This window comes from Paenarthrobacter sp. TRD_SC_7 (assembly GCF_056156245.1).
The window spans coordinates 3621063-3634729 of sequence record NZ_CM149587.1; the positions used below are offsets into that span (position 1 = coordinate 3621063).

Genomic DNA, 13667 nt, shown 5'->3' on the forward strand with positions numbered 1-13667 from the left:
GTTCCCCTGTTCACGCAGACGAAACTCAACCGTGACAGGAAATTGGACCAGTAGGCCCGGCAGGCCCCTGCCCGAACGTTTAGTAGCACCCTCACACAACAAAGGTTTACTTAAGCACTACTACATTACTGGTTGCCTCCAGCTTCACAGTTGTTATCCGATCGCGATCTTCGCACCCCCGAACTGGGCATTCATTAACTCCACCGAGCGGTAACATAGGCCACACATGGGTGACTTAGATCACAAACGAGGCAGCTAGGCAAGAACTGTTCACAAGCTCCCATGACCGTTCGCACCGGCTGCAATGGCGCAGCCGGGACCACCCCCACTGTGGAGGTTTCCATTTTGAGAAGCACACTGCGCGACCCGTCCATGAGACGGTCCAAGGGACTGCAGAGAGTTGTCGGGGCGCTGTTCGCAGCCCTCATCGCTACTCTGTTGATCGCCGCCCCCTCGGCACAGGCAACCACCCCCTCGCCTTCGCCATCACCGACTACATTCCAGAACAACATCAGCGGATTCCTCCGCGATGATGCCCGGGCACCTATACCCGGCGTCAAGATCAAAGCCACAGGCAACGGGTTTGAAGGTGAGGCCACCTCCGGAGCAAACGGAGCCTGGACCATCGGCGTTCCCGTTCAGGGCACGTACACCATTGAGCTGGATACCTCCACCTTGCCGGAGGGCATCGCACTGGCTGAGGGCCAGGACAATCCCCGGGATGTCACGTTCAGCCAGACGTCCAACCTGTCGGTGATCTTCGCCTTCGGCGAGGGCATCGTGGTCCAGCAACAGGACTTCGGCCAGAACCTCCTCAACCGCCTCGTTGCCGGGCTAAGTTTCGGCCTCCTCCTCGCACTCGCCTCCGTCGGCCTCTCGCTGATCTTCGGAACCACTGGCCTGACCAACTTCGCCCACGGTGAGATGGTGACCCTGGGCGCAGTGCTGGTGTTCATGTTCAACGCCTTCGGACTCCCCTTCTGGTTGGCCATCCTCCTCGCACTGGTAGGCGGTGGGCTCTTCGGCTATGTCCAGGATGCCGGTTTATGGCGGCCACTGCGGCGACGAGGCTCCGGTCTCGTGCCCATGATGATCGTCAGCATCGGCCTCGCGTTGGCCATCCGTTACGTCATCCAGTTCTTCTTCGGCGGTGCGACGCAGCAGCTTCCGGGAGCACAAAGCGCCGAAATTCAGATCGGACCTGTGTCCATCTCCCCGAACAACCTGTGGTCCCTGGTCATCAGTGCGGTGGTGATCGCCCTTATTGGCATCGTTCTGTTGAAGACCCGCCTCGGCAAAGCAACGCGTGCTGTAGCCGATAACCCAGCACTGGCAGCCGCCTCCGGCATCGACGTCGACTCCGTCATCCGCATCGTGTGGATCGTCGGCGGCGTCCTCGCCTCCCTCGGTGGCATCCTGTGGGCGTACTACCGCCCGGGCGTCACGTTCGATATGGGCTCACAAATCCTGCTGCTCATCTTCGCCGGCGTCACCCTCGGTGGCTTGGGAACCGTCTTCGGTGCCCTGATCGGCTCGATCGTCGTCGGCATCTTCGTGGAACTGACTACCGTGTTCGGCCTTCCCGCCGATCTCAAGTACGTCGGCGCACTATTCATCATGATCGTTGTTCTTCTGTTCCGACCGCAGGGTATCCTCGGCCGGCGTGAGCGTGTGGGTTAGGAGCGGGCCATGGATTTCGGATTTATTCTCTCCAGCGCCCTTGGCGAATTGTTCAGCCCGACGACGGCGGCCTACGCACTTGCCGCTTTGGGCCTCGCGGTGCACTTCGGCTACTCAGGCCTGTTGAACTTCGGCCAAGCCGGCTTCATGGCGGTGGGTGCCTACGGTTTCGCAATCTCTACCTTGAGTTTCGACGCCCCGTTCTTCCTCGCCCTGCTCATCGCCGTCCTGTGTTCGGTGATCTTTGCCTTCATCCTCGGCATACCTACCCTGCGGCTTCGGGCGGACTATCTCGCCATTGTCACCATCGCAGCGGCAGAAATTGTCCGCTACGTGGTCACTACCAACCAGCTCACGAGCGTCACGGGCTCGGCCAACGGCCTCGCCGCCTTCGAGGGCACGTTCTACTCCATGAACCCCTTCCCTGAAGGGTCCTACATGGGCATGAACAACCGCGACTTCTTCATCCGCGTGGTGGGCTGGGGCTTGGTCATCGTCTGCTGCGTGCTGGTATGGCTGCTGATGCGCAGCCCGTGGGGCCGCGTCCTGAAGGGCATCCGCGAGGACGAGAACGCTGTCCGGTCACTGGGCAAGAACGTGTACTCGTACAAGATGCAGGCACTGATCATTGGTGGCGTACTCGGTGCCTTGGCAGGCATGATCTTCACGCTCCCGCGCGGTGCTGTCCAGCCGTCCAACTACGGCACTGAACTGACGTTCTTCCTCTGGACCTGCCTCCTGCTCGGCGGCATGGCCACGGTCCTGGGGCCGGTCATTGGAGCAATGATTTTCTGGGTTGTGCTCTCGCTGACCCAGAGCCTGCTCTACGGCCTCATCGAATCAGGGGTTGTCACCTGGCTGACCACTGTCCAGGCCGGCCAGCTGCGCTACATCCTGGTAGGCGTCGCGCTGATGCTCCTGATGATCTTCCGCCCGCAAGGCGTCTTCGGCAATAAGAAGGAGCTTGCTTTCGCATGAGTGAGACCAACGAACGCAACACCGAAAATATCGACTATATGACCGATTCGCGGCCCATCGCCGTCGGGGAAAATACGCCCGGCTGCAAGAAGCGTGATCCCATTGTGGTGGCAGAGGACGTCACACGTTCCTTTGGAGGCATCAACGCGGTGGACGTGGAATACCTCGAGATCCCCCGCCATAAGATCACTGCCTTGATCGGTCCCAACGGAGCCGGCAAGACCACCCTGTTCAACTTGCTGACGGGCTTTGACACTCCCAACACGGGAAAGTGGCAATTTGAGGGCAATAGTTTGGCGGGCGTCTCCTCTTACAAGGTGGCACGTATGGGCATGGTCCGCACGTTCCAGCTGACCAAGGTGATGGGCAAGCTGACCGTCATGGAAAACATGCGCTTGGGTGCTGCAGACCAGCCGGGCGAACGGCTTTCCAAAGCCCTGTTCAAAGGCATCTGGGGTGGACGTGAAAAAGAGATCACGGCCCAAGCCCATGTGTTGTTGGAGAAGTTCAAGCTGGATACCAAGAAGGACGATTATGCAGCGTCCCTTTCGGGTGGTCAGCGGAAGCTCCTGGAGATGGCCCGTTCGCTCATGGTGCGGCCCAAACTGGTGATGCTCGACGAGCCCATGGCCGGCGTGAACCCGGCACTGACACAGTCGCTGCTGGACCACATCAAGAACCTCAAGGCGGAAGGCATGACCGTGCTTTTCGTGGAGCACGACATGAACATGGTCCGTCACATCGCTGACTGGGTAGTGGTTATGGCCGAGGGAAAAGTTGTGGCCGAGGGACCTCCCGGCGAAGTCATGAAGAACCCCGCAGTCATCGACGCCTACCTTGGCGCCCACCACGACGTCGACCTCGGCGACTCTGAAGGCATCAAGGTGCTCGAGGCAGAACTCGAAGCTGACGAAGAGTCGGTGGTGGGAACCGAAGACGCTGGCATCCTGTCCGAGATCGAAGAAACCAAGAAGGAGGACGGGAAATGAGCAGCAGCACCAGCGCAATGCCCGCCTCGGCAGCTGCCCCCGCCGGCGATTCCGTCGTTAAGGTCACCAACCTCGTGGCAGGCTACATTCCTGGCGTCAACATCCTCAACGGCTGCAGCATAGAGGCCCGCAAAGGTGAGTTGATTGGCATCATCGGCCCCAACGGCGCCGGTAAGTCGACGCTCCTGAAAGCCATGTTCGGCTTGGTGAAGGTCCACTCCGGCACGGTGGTGGTACGGGGCCAGGACCTCACAGGGTTGAAGGCCAACAAGTTGGTCACGCAGGGCGTGGGCTTCGTCCCGCAGAACAACAACGTCTTTGCAACGCTGACCATTGAAGAGAATCTTCAAATGGGCATGTTCCAGCGGCCCAAGGACTTCTCAGAGCGCTTCGACTTTGTTACCAGCCTCTTCCCGGAGCTGGGAAAGCGGCGTGCCCAGCGTGCGGGGTCCCTGTCCGGGGGCGAACGCCAGATGGTGGCTATGGGCAGGGCTCTCATGATGGACCCGGCTGTGCTGCTGCTCGACGAGCCGTCCGCAGGCCTCTCCCCCGTCAAACAGGACGAGACGTTCCTCCGCGTCCACGAGATCAACCGCGCCGGAGTCTCTGTGATCATGGTGGAACAGAACGCCCGCCGTTGCCTGCAGATCTGCGACCGCGGCTACGTCCTTGACCAGGGCAAGGATGCGTACACCGGTACGGGCCGTGAGCTCATGAAGGACCCCAAGGTCATCCAGCTCTATCTGGGTACCCTGGCGGACGAAGTCTAGCTCCGGTAGCGCAGAAGGCCTGGTTCCGGTGTCGCGCCGGAACCAGGCCTTCGGTGTTTCAGTTGCGTCCCTCAAACGTCGCGCTGCTGCTGTTACCCGGCACCACCACATGCACCGCATTTCGCTCAACAGTGAAGTCGGTGGGCGTGCTGGTTGTGATCTCGCCGTCGAGGTTCACCGGCAGTGGCGGATTGGTCACCAGCCTGACATGCCGGCTGGTCAGGTGGTGCACCCGCTCGTTTTCTACGAATCTGCCATTCTTGAGCGAACGCGCAATCTTTGCCTGCTCCCGCAGCGGCGCAGCCACGATCGCATAGATGTCCAGGGTGTGATCGTCGATCCCCGCCGTCGGAGAGACCGCGTTGCCGCCGCCGTAGTACCTTCCGTTTCCCACTGCCACCTGAAGCAGGTTTTCCAGCTCCACGGGCTCGTGGTCCCCCTCCGGGAACTCAAGGCGGGCCCTAAACGGCTTGTGCCTGGCGTAGGAGCGCAGCGTAGCCACACCATATGCCAGGGGCCCGATGAGTCGTTTGAGGCGCGGACTGAGCGCCTGGGTGACTGCCACGGACAGGCCGGCTGAAGCCACATTGAGGAAGGGCTGGCCGTTCGCCCGTCCGAGGTCGATGTCCACTACTTTTCCATCCGCGAGGGCAGCACAGGCGCTGCTCAGGTCCCGCGGGATTTCCAGCGTCCTGGCAAAGTCATTGGCGGTGCCCAGCGGAAGCACGCCCAGCACGACGTCGGTACCCGCCACGAGTCCGGCCGCGGAGGCAACAGTTCCGTCACCTCCCCCGACCACCACAAGATCGTGCCCATCGGTAACCGCTTGCTCCAGGGTTCGGCACAAATCCCCGCCACCATGCACCGTATAGACTCCGGAGATCGGGAGCTCCGCCTTGGCGAGAGTCTCAGCCACCAGCTTCTGAGCAGCGGAACCTCTACGTGAACCGGCATTGATGACCAAGGCGATGGAGCGGGCTTCCCGGGTTAGCTTCATGAGGACATGGTAGGTCTATCGCCTGTGTCACAGTCGTGGTAACGCAGAACAGGTCCCCTTCCTTGTGAGGAAGGGGACCTGTTGCTAACTGCGGCCTAGCTGGCGTTCGGCTTAGAGCTTGCCGAATTCTTCGCGGACCGGCTTGTAGGTGTTGTCGTCCTGGTATTCGTAGATACCGATGTATGCCTCGGTGGGGTCACCAGCATCGGAGAACGAAACCGGACCGGACTGGCCGTCGTAGTCCACGTCCTTGCCCTCGCGGAGCAAGGTGACGCAGGACGGGAAGTCCGTGCACTTCTCGCCGCCTTCAGAGACTTCCTTCAGCTTGGCTGCGATGTCCGTGCCCTTGGTGCTCTTGGCTGCCTCAGAGGCCAGCGCGATCAGGTTCACGGCGTCGTAGGACTCGCCTGCATAGCTGTAATCCTTCAGGGCGGGATCGATCGCGAGGAGCTTCTGCTTGAAGGCGTCCTTGGCGAACGTACCGGGGATGGTTCCCTGGGCGCCCTTCATGGTGCCTGCCTGGAAGTCCTTGCTGTAGTCCGAGGTGTTGCCGTCAACCATGAAAAGCTGCGTGGGCTTGATGCCCTTGCCGGTCATCAGGGGCACGATGCTCTTGGCCTGGTCGAAGGTGATCAGTGCGATCGCATCCGGCTTGGCAGCGAGCACCTTGTCCACCTGGCTGCTGAACTGCGAATCACCCTCGTTGAAGAGCTCTTCAGCAACAACCTTGCCGCCGGCTGCCTCGAAGGCTTCCTTGACGTTCTTCTGCAGGCCGGTTCCGTAGGCGTCATTGAGAACGATCATGCCGACGGTCTGGGCGCCACAGGTAGCCATGTAGTTGCCGAGGACTTTGCCCTGCAGGACGTCGGACGGTGCCGTGCGCCAGTAGAGGCCCTTGTCGTCCCACGTGGTGAAGTCAGGTGACGTGTTCGCCGGAGAGAAGTGGATGACGCCAGCGCCGGTGATCTGGTTGATGACTGTCTTGGAAACGCCGGACGATGCCGCACCGATAACTGCGCTCACGCCCTGGCCCAGAAGGGCCGTGGTGGACTGCGTTGCGATATCGGTCTTGGTGTCGCCGGAGTCGCGGTGGACAACTTCCACCGGGGCGCCCAAAACGCCACCGGCGTCGTTGACTTCCTTGACACCGAGGTTGACACCGGCGATTTCAGGCGGGCCGAGGAACGCCAGCGACCCCGTTGTCGGCAGGAGCGATCCAAGCTTAAGCGGCGTAGCCGTGGTGGTGGTCGAGGGAGGTACAGGTCCCGTGTTGGTGGCAGCCTGGCTGTTGCCGGCTCCCGCCCCGCCGCTCGGTGCCGGGCAGGCGATACCTGCCGGGGCTGCGGATTGAGACCCAGTCTGGGTAGGCGTCGAAGACCCACCACAAGCTGTGGCCAAGAGAGCGACCCCAATGCCAAGCGCTGTTAGCTTGGCGGCTCGGGGCGCCGCTGGGGAAAGATCAAACATTCGTTGTCTCCTCGATCGAAAGGTGCGAACTGCCTTTGATGCGATTTACTCAGGTGTTCCTGATTAAGACTCAAACTAGTGCAATTGCCCGGCTAACATAAGTGATTCAGGTCACATCCCTATAACACTCGTTGCCTGTGGGGAATCTACGAGCTTGCTGGGAAAAATCACTGAAGAGGAGAACCGTGCACAGGAAGGGAGAAAGAGCTCTCACCTTGCATCTGTGCCCCAGGTGGGACTCGAACCCACAACACGCGGATTTTAAGTCCGCTGCCTCTGCCAATTGGGCTACTGGGGCGCCCGGACCATGGTATCCCAGCTAGAGCCGATTGAACGGCTCGGCGTAGCGGAAGGTGCCGCGGACGCCGTCGGGCCATCCCGGCAGGGTCAGCAACTGGAAGTGGTCGCCCCACATCGCCTCAGGCGGCTCGATGCCCAACGAGGTGGCCGGCACGTAGCCGAAGCGCGGGTAGTAGAGAGGGCTGCCGAGCAATGCGATGCCGGGTTCTCCAAGAGTCGTCGCACGGGTGGCCGTCTCGCGCATCAATGCCGAACCAACTCCGCGCCGCTGGAACGGTGGAAGCACGCCGATCGGGCCCAGGGCGACCAGCTCCAAGTCTTCGACCCAGCCCCTCGTACTGATGGCGTGACCCACAATTTCCCCACCCATTTCCGCCACGATGCTGAGCTCTGGAACGTATTCGCTGCACTCAAAAAGATCCCGTAAGAGCCCCACTTCGATCGGCGTGCCTTCAACGGGTTCACCGGTCACCGGCGAGACGGAGAACGCCCGGGCAGTGAGTTCCAGGATCTCGGGCCGATCCTCGGGCCGCTCGGAGCGCAGGACCACGCCGCGCGCCAGTAGCCGCAACACATCCATGGCCCGGACCGCATCTGCAGAGGGCACAAGGAGATGATCGTGGTGGAATCCGGCCAGTACGTTGCAGCTGATCCCCGCGTGCGTCAATGCAGCACTGACAGCAGCAGTGAGCCCCACGGCTTCAAGGGCAGAATGAATCTGGAGTGTGATCCACGTAGCCACAAAATCGTAGCTAAGGCCCAAAGACTCGGCTTCGTCACGGCGCAGGACAACCGTCAGGCCCTCGGCCTCGCGAACGGCCGCTTCTATGTCGCCTTCCAACGGACGTCCGTGCGGCCACAGCGCGTAGACGTAATCGCCGTCGCGGGCCACAGGGTGCAGCGATTCCAGAAGGGTCTTCAGATCGGTTTCACCAGACATGGCAACAGTCTAGGGGCAGCCGTAACACGACTGCTTAAACGCCGACGGCGGCCACCCCCTCAAGGGGACGGCCGCCGTCGTGCGTGTACTACTTGGCGTCAGCAGTTACCGGAGTTTTGACTTCTTCGGCAACAGGCTTGGCTTCCACCGGTGCCGGAGCAGCAGCGGGCTTGGGAGCCGGCGTCGCTGCGGCCACGAAGGCGCCGCGCGGGTTGTCGAGATCCATCAGCGGCGTGGTGTCGCGGCCAGCGAAGAAGGCCAGGATCCAGCCGAAGATCACACGGAACTTACGCTCCACCGTGGGCATCGCCATGCCGTGGTAACCACGGTGGGCCAGCCAGGCGAGGCCTCCCTTGAGGCCAATGCGGCCGAGGAGGTTGATGTTGGCAACGCCCTTCCACTCGCCGAAGCCGGCTACAGCACCGAGGTTCTTGTGCTTGTAGTCGTGCAGCGGCTTGTCCCAGCGGGAGGCCCAGAGGTTCTTGGCGAGCTTCTTGGCCTGGCGCAGTGCGTGCTGGGCGTTGGGGACGCAGGTGCCGTCCGGCAGGCCCTTGCCCGTGAGGTCCGGAACGGCGGCGATGTCGCCGGCTGCCCAGGCGTTCTCAACAATGCCTTCGTCGCCTGCGATGCGGAGGTCCGGGAGGACGCGAACGCGGCCCCGCGGTTCCAGCGGGAAGTCGGTGGAGCGGATCATCGGGTTGGCCTGCACGCCGGCAGCCCATACCAGGGTGTCTGCTTCAACCTCACCGGCAGGGGTCTTGTCCGGGAGGTTGATCAGCTTGAGGTTGCCCTCGGCGCTGTCAAGGGAAGTGTTCAGGAGTACTTCGATGCCGCGGCTGCGGAGGTGCTCCACAACCCACTCGGCCTGCGAAGCGGTGACCTCGGGCATGATGCGGCCCATGGCTTCGACCAGGATGAAGCGGACTTCTTCCTGACGGATGCGCGGGTTGTTCCGCACGGCGGCGCGGGCGAGGTCTTCCATTTCGGTGAGGCACTCGATGCCGGCAAAACCGCCACCAACCACAACGAAGGTCAGTGCCTTGGCGCGCTCTGCGGGATCAGTCATGGTGGAAGCCGCTTCGATACGCTCCAGCACCTTGTTCCGCAGTGCAACGGCTTCCTCGATGGTCTTCAGGCCGATGCCCTTGTCCGCGAGGCCCTTGATGGGGAAGGTGCGGGTGATGGCGCCGGCCGCGATCACGACGTCGAAGTACGGGATCTCGAAGTTCTCGCCGCCGTCCGACGGGGCGATAACCGCGGTGCGGTTGGCGTGGTCGATGCTGGTGACGCGGCCCTGGATGAGCTCAGTCTGCTTGAGGTGCTGACGGTGGGAAACGACGGCGTGGCGTGCCTCGATGTTGCCACCGGCAACTTCCGGAAGGAAGGGCTGGTAGGTCATGTACGGCAGTGGATCAACGACGGTGACAATTCCGCCTGCGTTCGCGATCTTCTTCTGCAGTTTGAGTGCTACGTACAGGCCGACGTAGCCGCCGCCGACGACGAGAACCCGGGGACGGTCAATGAGCTCTGGGGTGGTTGCCATGAGTCCAGAGTACAGTACTTTGTGAAAATCTTCACTAACTACGTCCTTGCGGGGGGATCCACCTTCAAAAGGGCACCCGTTTCGGCCTCCTCAGGCACCGCTGGCGGGTTCTTTGAGACCCTTCGCAGCTGGACCGCAGCACCTGCGACGAGGGCAATGAACAAAGCGCCAAAACCAAGCACGACGGCGGCCGGAAGGGCCTCGTCCACGGTCGCAGGCGTCTTCGCAACCGGGACTGTCGGATCCGCCAGCGTGGGAGCTGCGCTGGTTGGACTTGCCACGGGCGCCTGTGAGGGCTCGCTGAAGACGCCGCGGCGGTGCACGCGGATCCAGTCCGCGATGGAACCCAGGGGGTTGGTGCTGGTGGTGGGCACGTCGTTCTTCAGCGCGGCCTCGGCGTTGAGGATGCCGTAGCCATAAAGAGGGTCCTTGCCTGGAGCGCCAGCGTCCTTGGCCGTGCTGACGATCCGGTTGATGACCTGCGTAGCGCTCATTTCCGGCCACTTGGAACGGATCAGTGCTGCCACACCTGAAACAATGGGGGCCGCTCCGGACGTTCCAGCCCACTCGGCATAGGAGCCTCCGGGAATGCCGCCCACCAGGTTCTCTGCAGGGGCTGCCACTCCGATGCTGATGCCTTGGGACGAGGAGTCGACGCTGGCGCGTCCCTCGCCGTCCAACCCGGCGACGGTGAGAACGCCGGGAATGGTTGCCGGGGCACCAACCTGGATGTTGCCACCCACCCGGTTTCCCGCGGCGGCAACGATCACCACGTCCTTTTGCTCGGCGTACAGGAAAGCGGCGTCCCAGCTTTGCGGCCAATCGGGCGAAGTACTGCCGAGGGAAATGTTAATGACCTTGGCACCGTTATCGACCGCCCAGCGCACAGCCTCCGGTATCTGTTCCTGGTCAGTCTTGCCGCCCGGGTTGGGCGAGCCCAGCCATGTTGAGATGGCCAGGATCTCCGCTTCGGGGGCAACTCCCGTGATCCCGTCCGGTCCACCGGCAGGCGGGATGGTTGGGGGCGGTGGCGGCGGGGCAGGAGACGCTGAGGCCGACGGTGACGGCGTTGGGGTGGGCGTGGTGTGGCCGCGCCCGGCGAGCATCGTTGCTACCAGGGTGCCATGCTCGGTCTTTGCGCCGATGCTCTTTTGTCCGTTTGGAGCCCCGGCCCCGGAGACATCTGTCCCACCGACCACGACGCCCTTGAGGTCAGGGTGGTTTCCGTCAATACCGCTATCAATGATCGCGACCTTGACTCCAGCACCCTTGGACACCTGCCAGGCGTTGGTGACTCCCGATTCCTTGAGCCAGTACTCCTTGTCCCGCCACGCGTCCGCATTGGCTGCCGGCGCCGACAACAGCGCACCTGCAAGCGCCCCGCCGGCCAAGGTGGTGGCAAGCGCAGCGGAGAGGGCGCGTCGGTGTCGCAACGTCACTGGCCGTCCCGGATACTCAGGGCGATGCCGTCCAGGATGTCATGTTCGCTGGAGACAGCCGTACTAATGGCCCCGTTGGTGACCGTAGCCAGGCGGGCCAGGATCCTGCGCCACACCAAGGCTCCCGCTCCGATGACGTCCACCCGGCCGGGGTGCATGTACGGAAGGGCAGAACGCTCGTCCCGCGTCATTTCCAGCAGGCTGGTGCACGCGTTACTGAGGGTTTCAAGGTCCAACGAAGCGCCGTGGATGCGGGCCGGCTGGTATTCGCTCAGGCCCAGCGCGTGCGCGGTAATCGTGGTGATGGAACCCGCCACGCCAACCACGGCCGTGGCGCGGTCAAGCGGCACTGTCTGCGCGGCAAGATCAAGTGCGGCATCGACGTCGGCCTCTGCTGCGGCGATTTGGGCTGCGGTGGGCGGATCGCTGCGAAGGTGACGTTCGGTCAGCCGCACGCAGCCAATGTCCACCGAGCGTGCGGCGATAACACCGCCGGCATCACCCAGCACGAATTCGGTGCTGCCGCCGCCCAGGTCCACCACCAGGATCGGGTCCTCCCCTGTGGCTGGCAGGACGCTGCTGGCTCCCGCGAAGGAGAGCGCAGCTTCCTCGTCACCGGAAATGACCTCGGGCTGCACCCCCAAGAGTTCCCGGATGCCGTCCACGAAGACCTGGCGGTTACTGGCATCACGAGTTGCGGATGTGGCGGTGAAGCGGACGCGCCCGGCACCGTGTTCCTTGATGAGCTGGGCATAGTCCCGCGTTGCGGCGAACGTGCGCTCCAAGGCCTCCGGAGCCAGCTCTCCAGTGGCATCAACGCCCTGGCCCAGCCGCACCACTCGCATTTCACGCACGACGTCGGTCAGCGGACCCGGCGCATCCTTCTCTGATACCTCAGCTGAGGCGTCGGCGATGAGGAGGCGGATGGAGTTGGTTCCGCAGTCAATGGCGGCCACCCGGCTCATGCGGTGCCTTCCTGCACGCCGAGGGATTCGGTCTTCGACTTCCGCACGGGCGCGGGACGCCCCACAATGTCCGGCAATCCTTGTGGACCATGGCGGCTCAAGTCCCGCGAAGGAGCCTCACCAGCTGTGTCCCAAGCGCCGTCGCAATAGCAACGGTCCTTGGTCCACCATTCGGTGATGGCGTCCAGGGCCTCGTCCCCTAAAGGATTGACGCCCGGCCCGGCAGCCAAGGAGTGACCCACCAGGACGTGCAGGCACTTCACGCGGGTGGGCATGCCGCCGGCAGAGATGCCGTCGATCTCCGGCACCGCTCCGGTGCCGGAACGGCCAGCGATCTCATTGCGGGCCTGAAGGTAGGCGTCATGGGCGCCATGGTAGGCCCCGGCCAGCTCCTGGTCGGCGGTCAGACGCTCGTTCATCTCATTCATGAGCCCGCCCGCTTCAAGCCGCGACACCGCGGAAGTGATGACCGGGTGCGTCAGGTAGAACGTGGTGGGAAACGGTGTTCCGTTGCTGAGTCGGGGCGCAGTAGCGGCCACCAAGGGGTTGCCGCAGACGCACCTCGCCGGGATCTCGACAACATCCCTGACGGGCCTGCCCAGTTGCCGGCTGAGGACCTCAAGATCGTGTGCTGATGGCTGGCGGGATTCCTGCGGCACGGCTGCCGTGTTCTCTTCCACTTGCGCTGCCAACCTTCCTGCCCCTTTTGTCACGTCCCATGCGGACACGACGGCGGCGGGCACCGCGTCTAGTCAGTTGCCGATCGTCTGATTGACTCCCAGAGAGCATCCACCCAAGGCAGATTCTCCGGGTTTGCCGACGATCCGGAGCCGGTGCGGCCACCCGGTGTTCCGGCGGCTTCTTCTCCCCCAAACACCCAGTAGCCTGTTTCACCCGGCATAACCATGTTAATGCGGTCGCGGGCCTGCTGTTTCACGTAGTTGGGGTCCTGCCATCGGGAAAGCTGCTTGTTCAGCTCGGTTTGCTCAGCTTTCCTGCCCGCAATTTCGGCTTCCAGTGCGGAAATTTCGGCGCGCTTCTCCAGGAAAATCTTCACGGTGGGGGCCAGCAGGATGGTGATGGCAATCATCACGACAGCCAGTGCGAGCATCCGGCCGGAGAATGCCTTTGCCGGTACGGGATCGACGTCGCGATCATCCTTGGCTGTGGGGCCTGCTTTTTCCGAAGCACTGTCCGCTGCCTTGGTTGAGGTCCCCGCCGGCTTCCTGCCTGTGTAATTTTTGGTGCCGGCAGTAGTCTGCGAGCCAGCAGTGCCGCTGCTGTTGGCCGGAGCTTTGGTGCCAACCGCCGGCGTCGATGTCTTTGGCGTGGCCCGCGTGCCGCCGAACTCGGCCTTGATGACGTCTGCGCCTTCAGAACCCTTGACGGCAGCGCCGCTTGCGCTGGCTGCGCGGTCGCCGCCCGCTGGACGGGCACCGCCGGAGGGACGGGCACCGCTGGACGGGCGGCCAAGGGCGTCGGCCCTGGGTACCTTTGGACGACGGGTGGCCATGACACTCCTGTAATGCCCGGTGCTTGCCTGGCGGGTTGCTGCGCTTGCTGTTCCTGACCTGGCCCGCGTTAAACAGAACCGGCGGC

At 62.9% G+C, this 13667-nt stretch carries 12 protein-coding genes and 1 tRNA gene; 4 read left to right on the forward strand and 9 right to left on the reverse strand.

Features of this window, described 5'->3' with window-relative positions; translation table 11 throughout:
* The first annotated feature begins 282 nt into the window (after nucleotides 1-282).
* From AC0J5Z_RS17260 to AC0J5Z_RS17275, 4 genes are read left to right on the forward strand one after another with little or no spacing between them, the layout of a single operon-like run.
* Nucleotides 283-1680 carry a branched-chain amino acid ABC transporter permease gene (locus AC0J5Z_RS17260; RefSeq protein ID WP_475034651.1) on the forward strand — a complete coding sequence of 466 codons (1398 nt, stop codon included), beginning with the start codon at nucleotides 283-285 and terminating at the stop codon, nucleotides 1678-1680.
* Nucleotides 1681-1689: 9 nt separating this feature from the next.
* Nucleotides 1690-2658, forward strand: a complete 969-nt coding sequence (locus AC0J5Z_RS17265; protein WP_475034656.1) for a branched-chain amino acid ABC transporter permease — start codon at nucleotides 1690-1692, stop codon at nucleotides 2656-2658.
* The gene (locus AC0J5Z_RS17270) at nucleotides 2655-3647 is read left to right on the forward strand and encodes an ABC transporter ATP-binding protein (protein WP_475034660.1); all 993 of its coding nucleotides are present in this window, start codon (nucleotides 2655-2657) and stop codon (nucleotides 3645-3647) included. Before AC0J5Z_RS17265 ends, AC0J5Z_RS17270 begins: the two co-directional genes overlap by 4 nt.
* Nucleotides 3644-4417 carry an ABC transporter ATP-binding protein gene (locus tag AC0J5Z_RS17275; RefSeq protein WP_475034662.1) on the forward strand — a complete coding sequence of 258 codons (774 nt, stop codon included), beginning with the start codon at nucleotides 3644-3646 and terminating at the stop codon, nucleotides 4415-4417. The genes AC0J5Z_RS17270 and AC0J5Z_RS17275 overlap by 4 nt, the downstream gene beginning before the upstream one ends.
* A gap of 58 nt (nucleotides 4418-4475) precedes the next feature.
* Here AC0J5Z_RS17275 and AC0J5Z_RS17280 read toward each other — a convergent pair whose 3' ends face one another.
* The 9 genes from AC0J5Z_RS17280 to AC0J5Z_RS17320 form a co-directional block, all read right to left on the reverse strand.
* A complete protein-coding gene (locus tag AC0J5Z_RS17280) occupies nucleotides 4476-5414 on the reverse strand; it encodes a lipid kinase (RefSeq protein ID WP_475034665.1) in 939 nt (312 codons plus the stop codon).
* 111 nt (nucleotides 5415-5525) lie between these two features.
* The gene (locus AC0J5Z_RS17285; protein WP_475034667.1) at nucleotides 5526-6881 is read right to left on the reverse strand and encodes an ABC transporter substrate-binding protein; all 1356 of its coding nucleotides are present in this window, start codon (nucleotides 6879-6881) and stop codon (nucleotides 5526-5528) included.
* Between the two features lie 224 nt (nucleotides 6882-7105).
* Nucleotides 7106-7179, reverse strand: a tRNA-Leu gene (locus AC0J5Z_RS17290).
* Nucleotides 7180-7200: 21 nt separating this feature from the next.
* On the reverse strand, nucleotides 7201-8121 hold the full coding sequence (locus tag AC0J5Z_RS17295) for an N-acetyltransferase (RefSeq protein ID WP_475034669.1): 921 nt from the start codon (nucleotides 8119-8121) through the stop codon (nucleotides 7201-7203).
* Between the two features lie 88 nt (nucleotides 8122-8209).
* The gene (locus AC0J5Z_RS17300) at nucleotides 8210-9664 is read right to left on the reverse strand and encodes an NAD(P)/FAD-dependent oxidoreductase (RefSeq protein WP_475034671.1); all 1455 of its coding nucleotides are present in this window, start codon (nucleotides 9662-9664) and stop codon (nucleotides 8210-8212) included.
* Between the two features lie 38 nt (nucleotides 9665-9702).
* Nucleotides 9703-11103, reverse strand: coding sequence for a S8 family serine peptidase (locus AC0J5Z_RS17305; RefSeq protein WP_475034673.1), 1401 nt, complete (start codon nucleotides 11101-11103; stop codon nucleotides 9703-9705).
* Nucleotides 11100-12068 carry a Ppx/GppA phosphatase family protein gene (locus AC0J5Z_RS17310; protein WP_475034675.1) on the reverse strand — a complete coding sequence of 323 codons (969 nt, stop codon included), beginning with the start codon at nucleotides 12066-12068 and terminating at the stop codon, nucleotides 11100-11102. The genes AC0J5Z_RS17305 and AC0J5Z_RS17310 overlap by 4 nt, the downstream gene beginning before the upstream one ends.
* Nucleotides 12065-12748, reverse strand: a complete 684-nt coding sequence (locus AC0J5Z_RS17315; RefSeq protein ID WP_475034678.1) for a DUF501 domain-containing protein — start codon at nucleotides 12746-12748, stop codon at nucleotides 12065-12067. Before AC0J5Z_RS17315 ends, AC0J5Z_RS17310 begins: the two co-directional genes overlap by 4 nt.
* A gap of 68 nt (nucleotides 12749-12816) precedes the next feature.
* Nucleotides 12817-13581, reverse strand: coding sequence for an FtsB family cell division protein (locus AC0J5Z_RS17320; RefSeq protein ID WP_475034681.1), 765 nt, complete (start codon nucleotides 13579-13581; stop codon nucleotides 12817-12819).
* Between the last annotated feature and the right edge of the window lie 86 nt (nucleotides 13582-13667).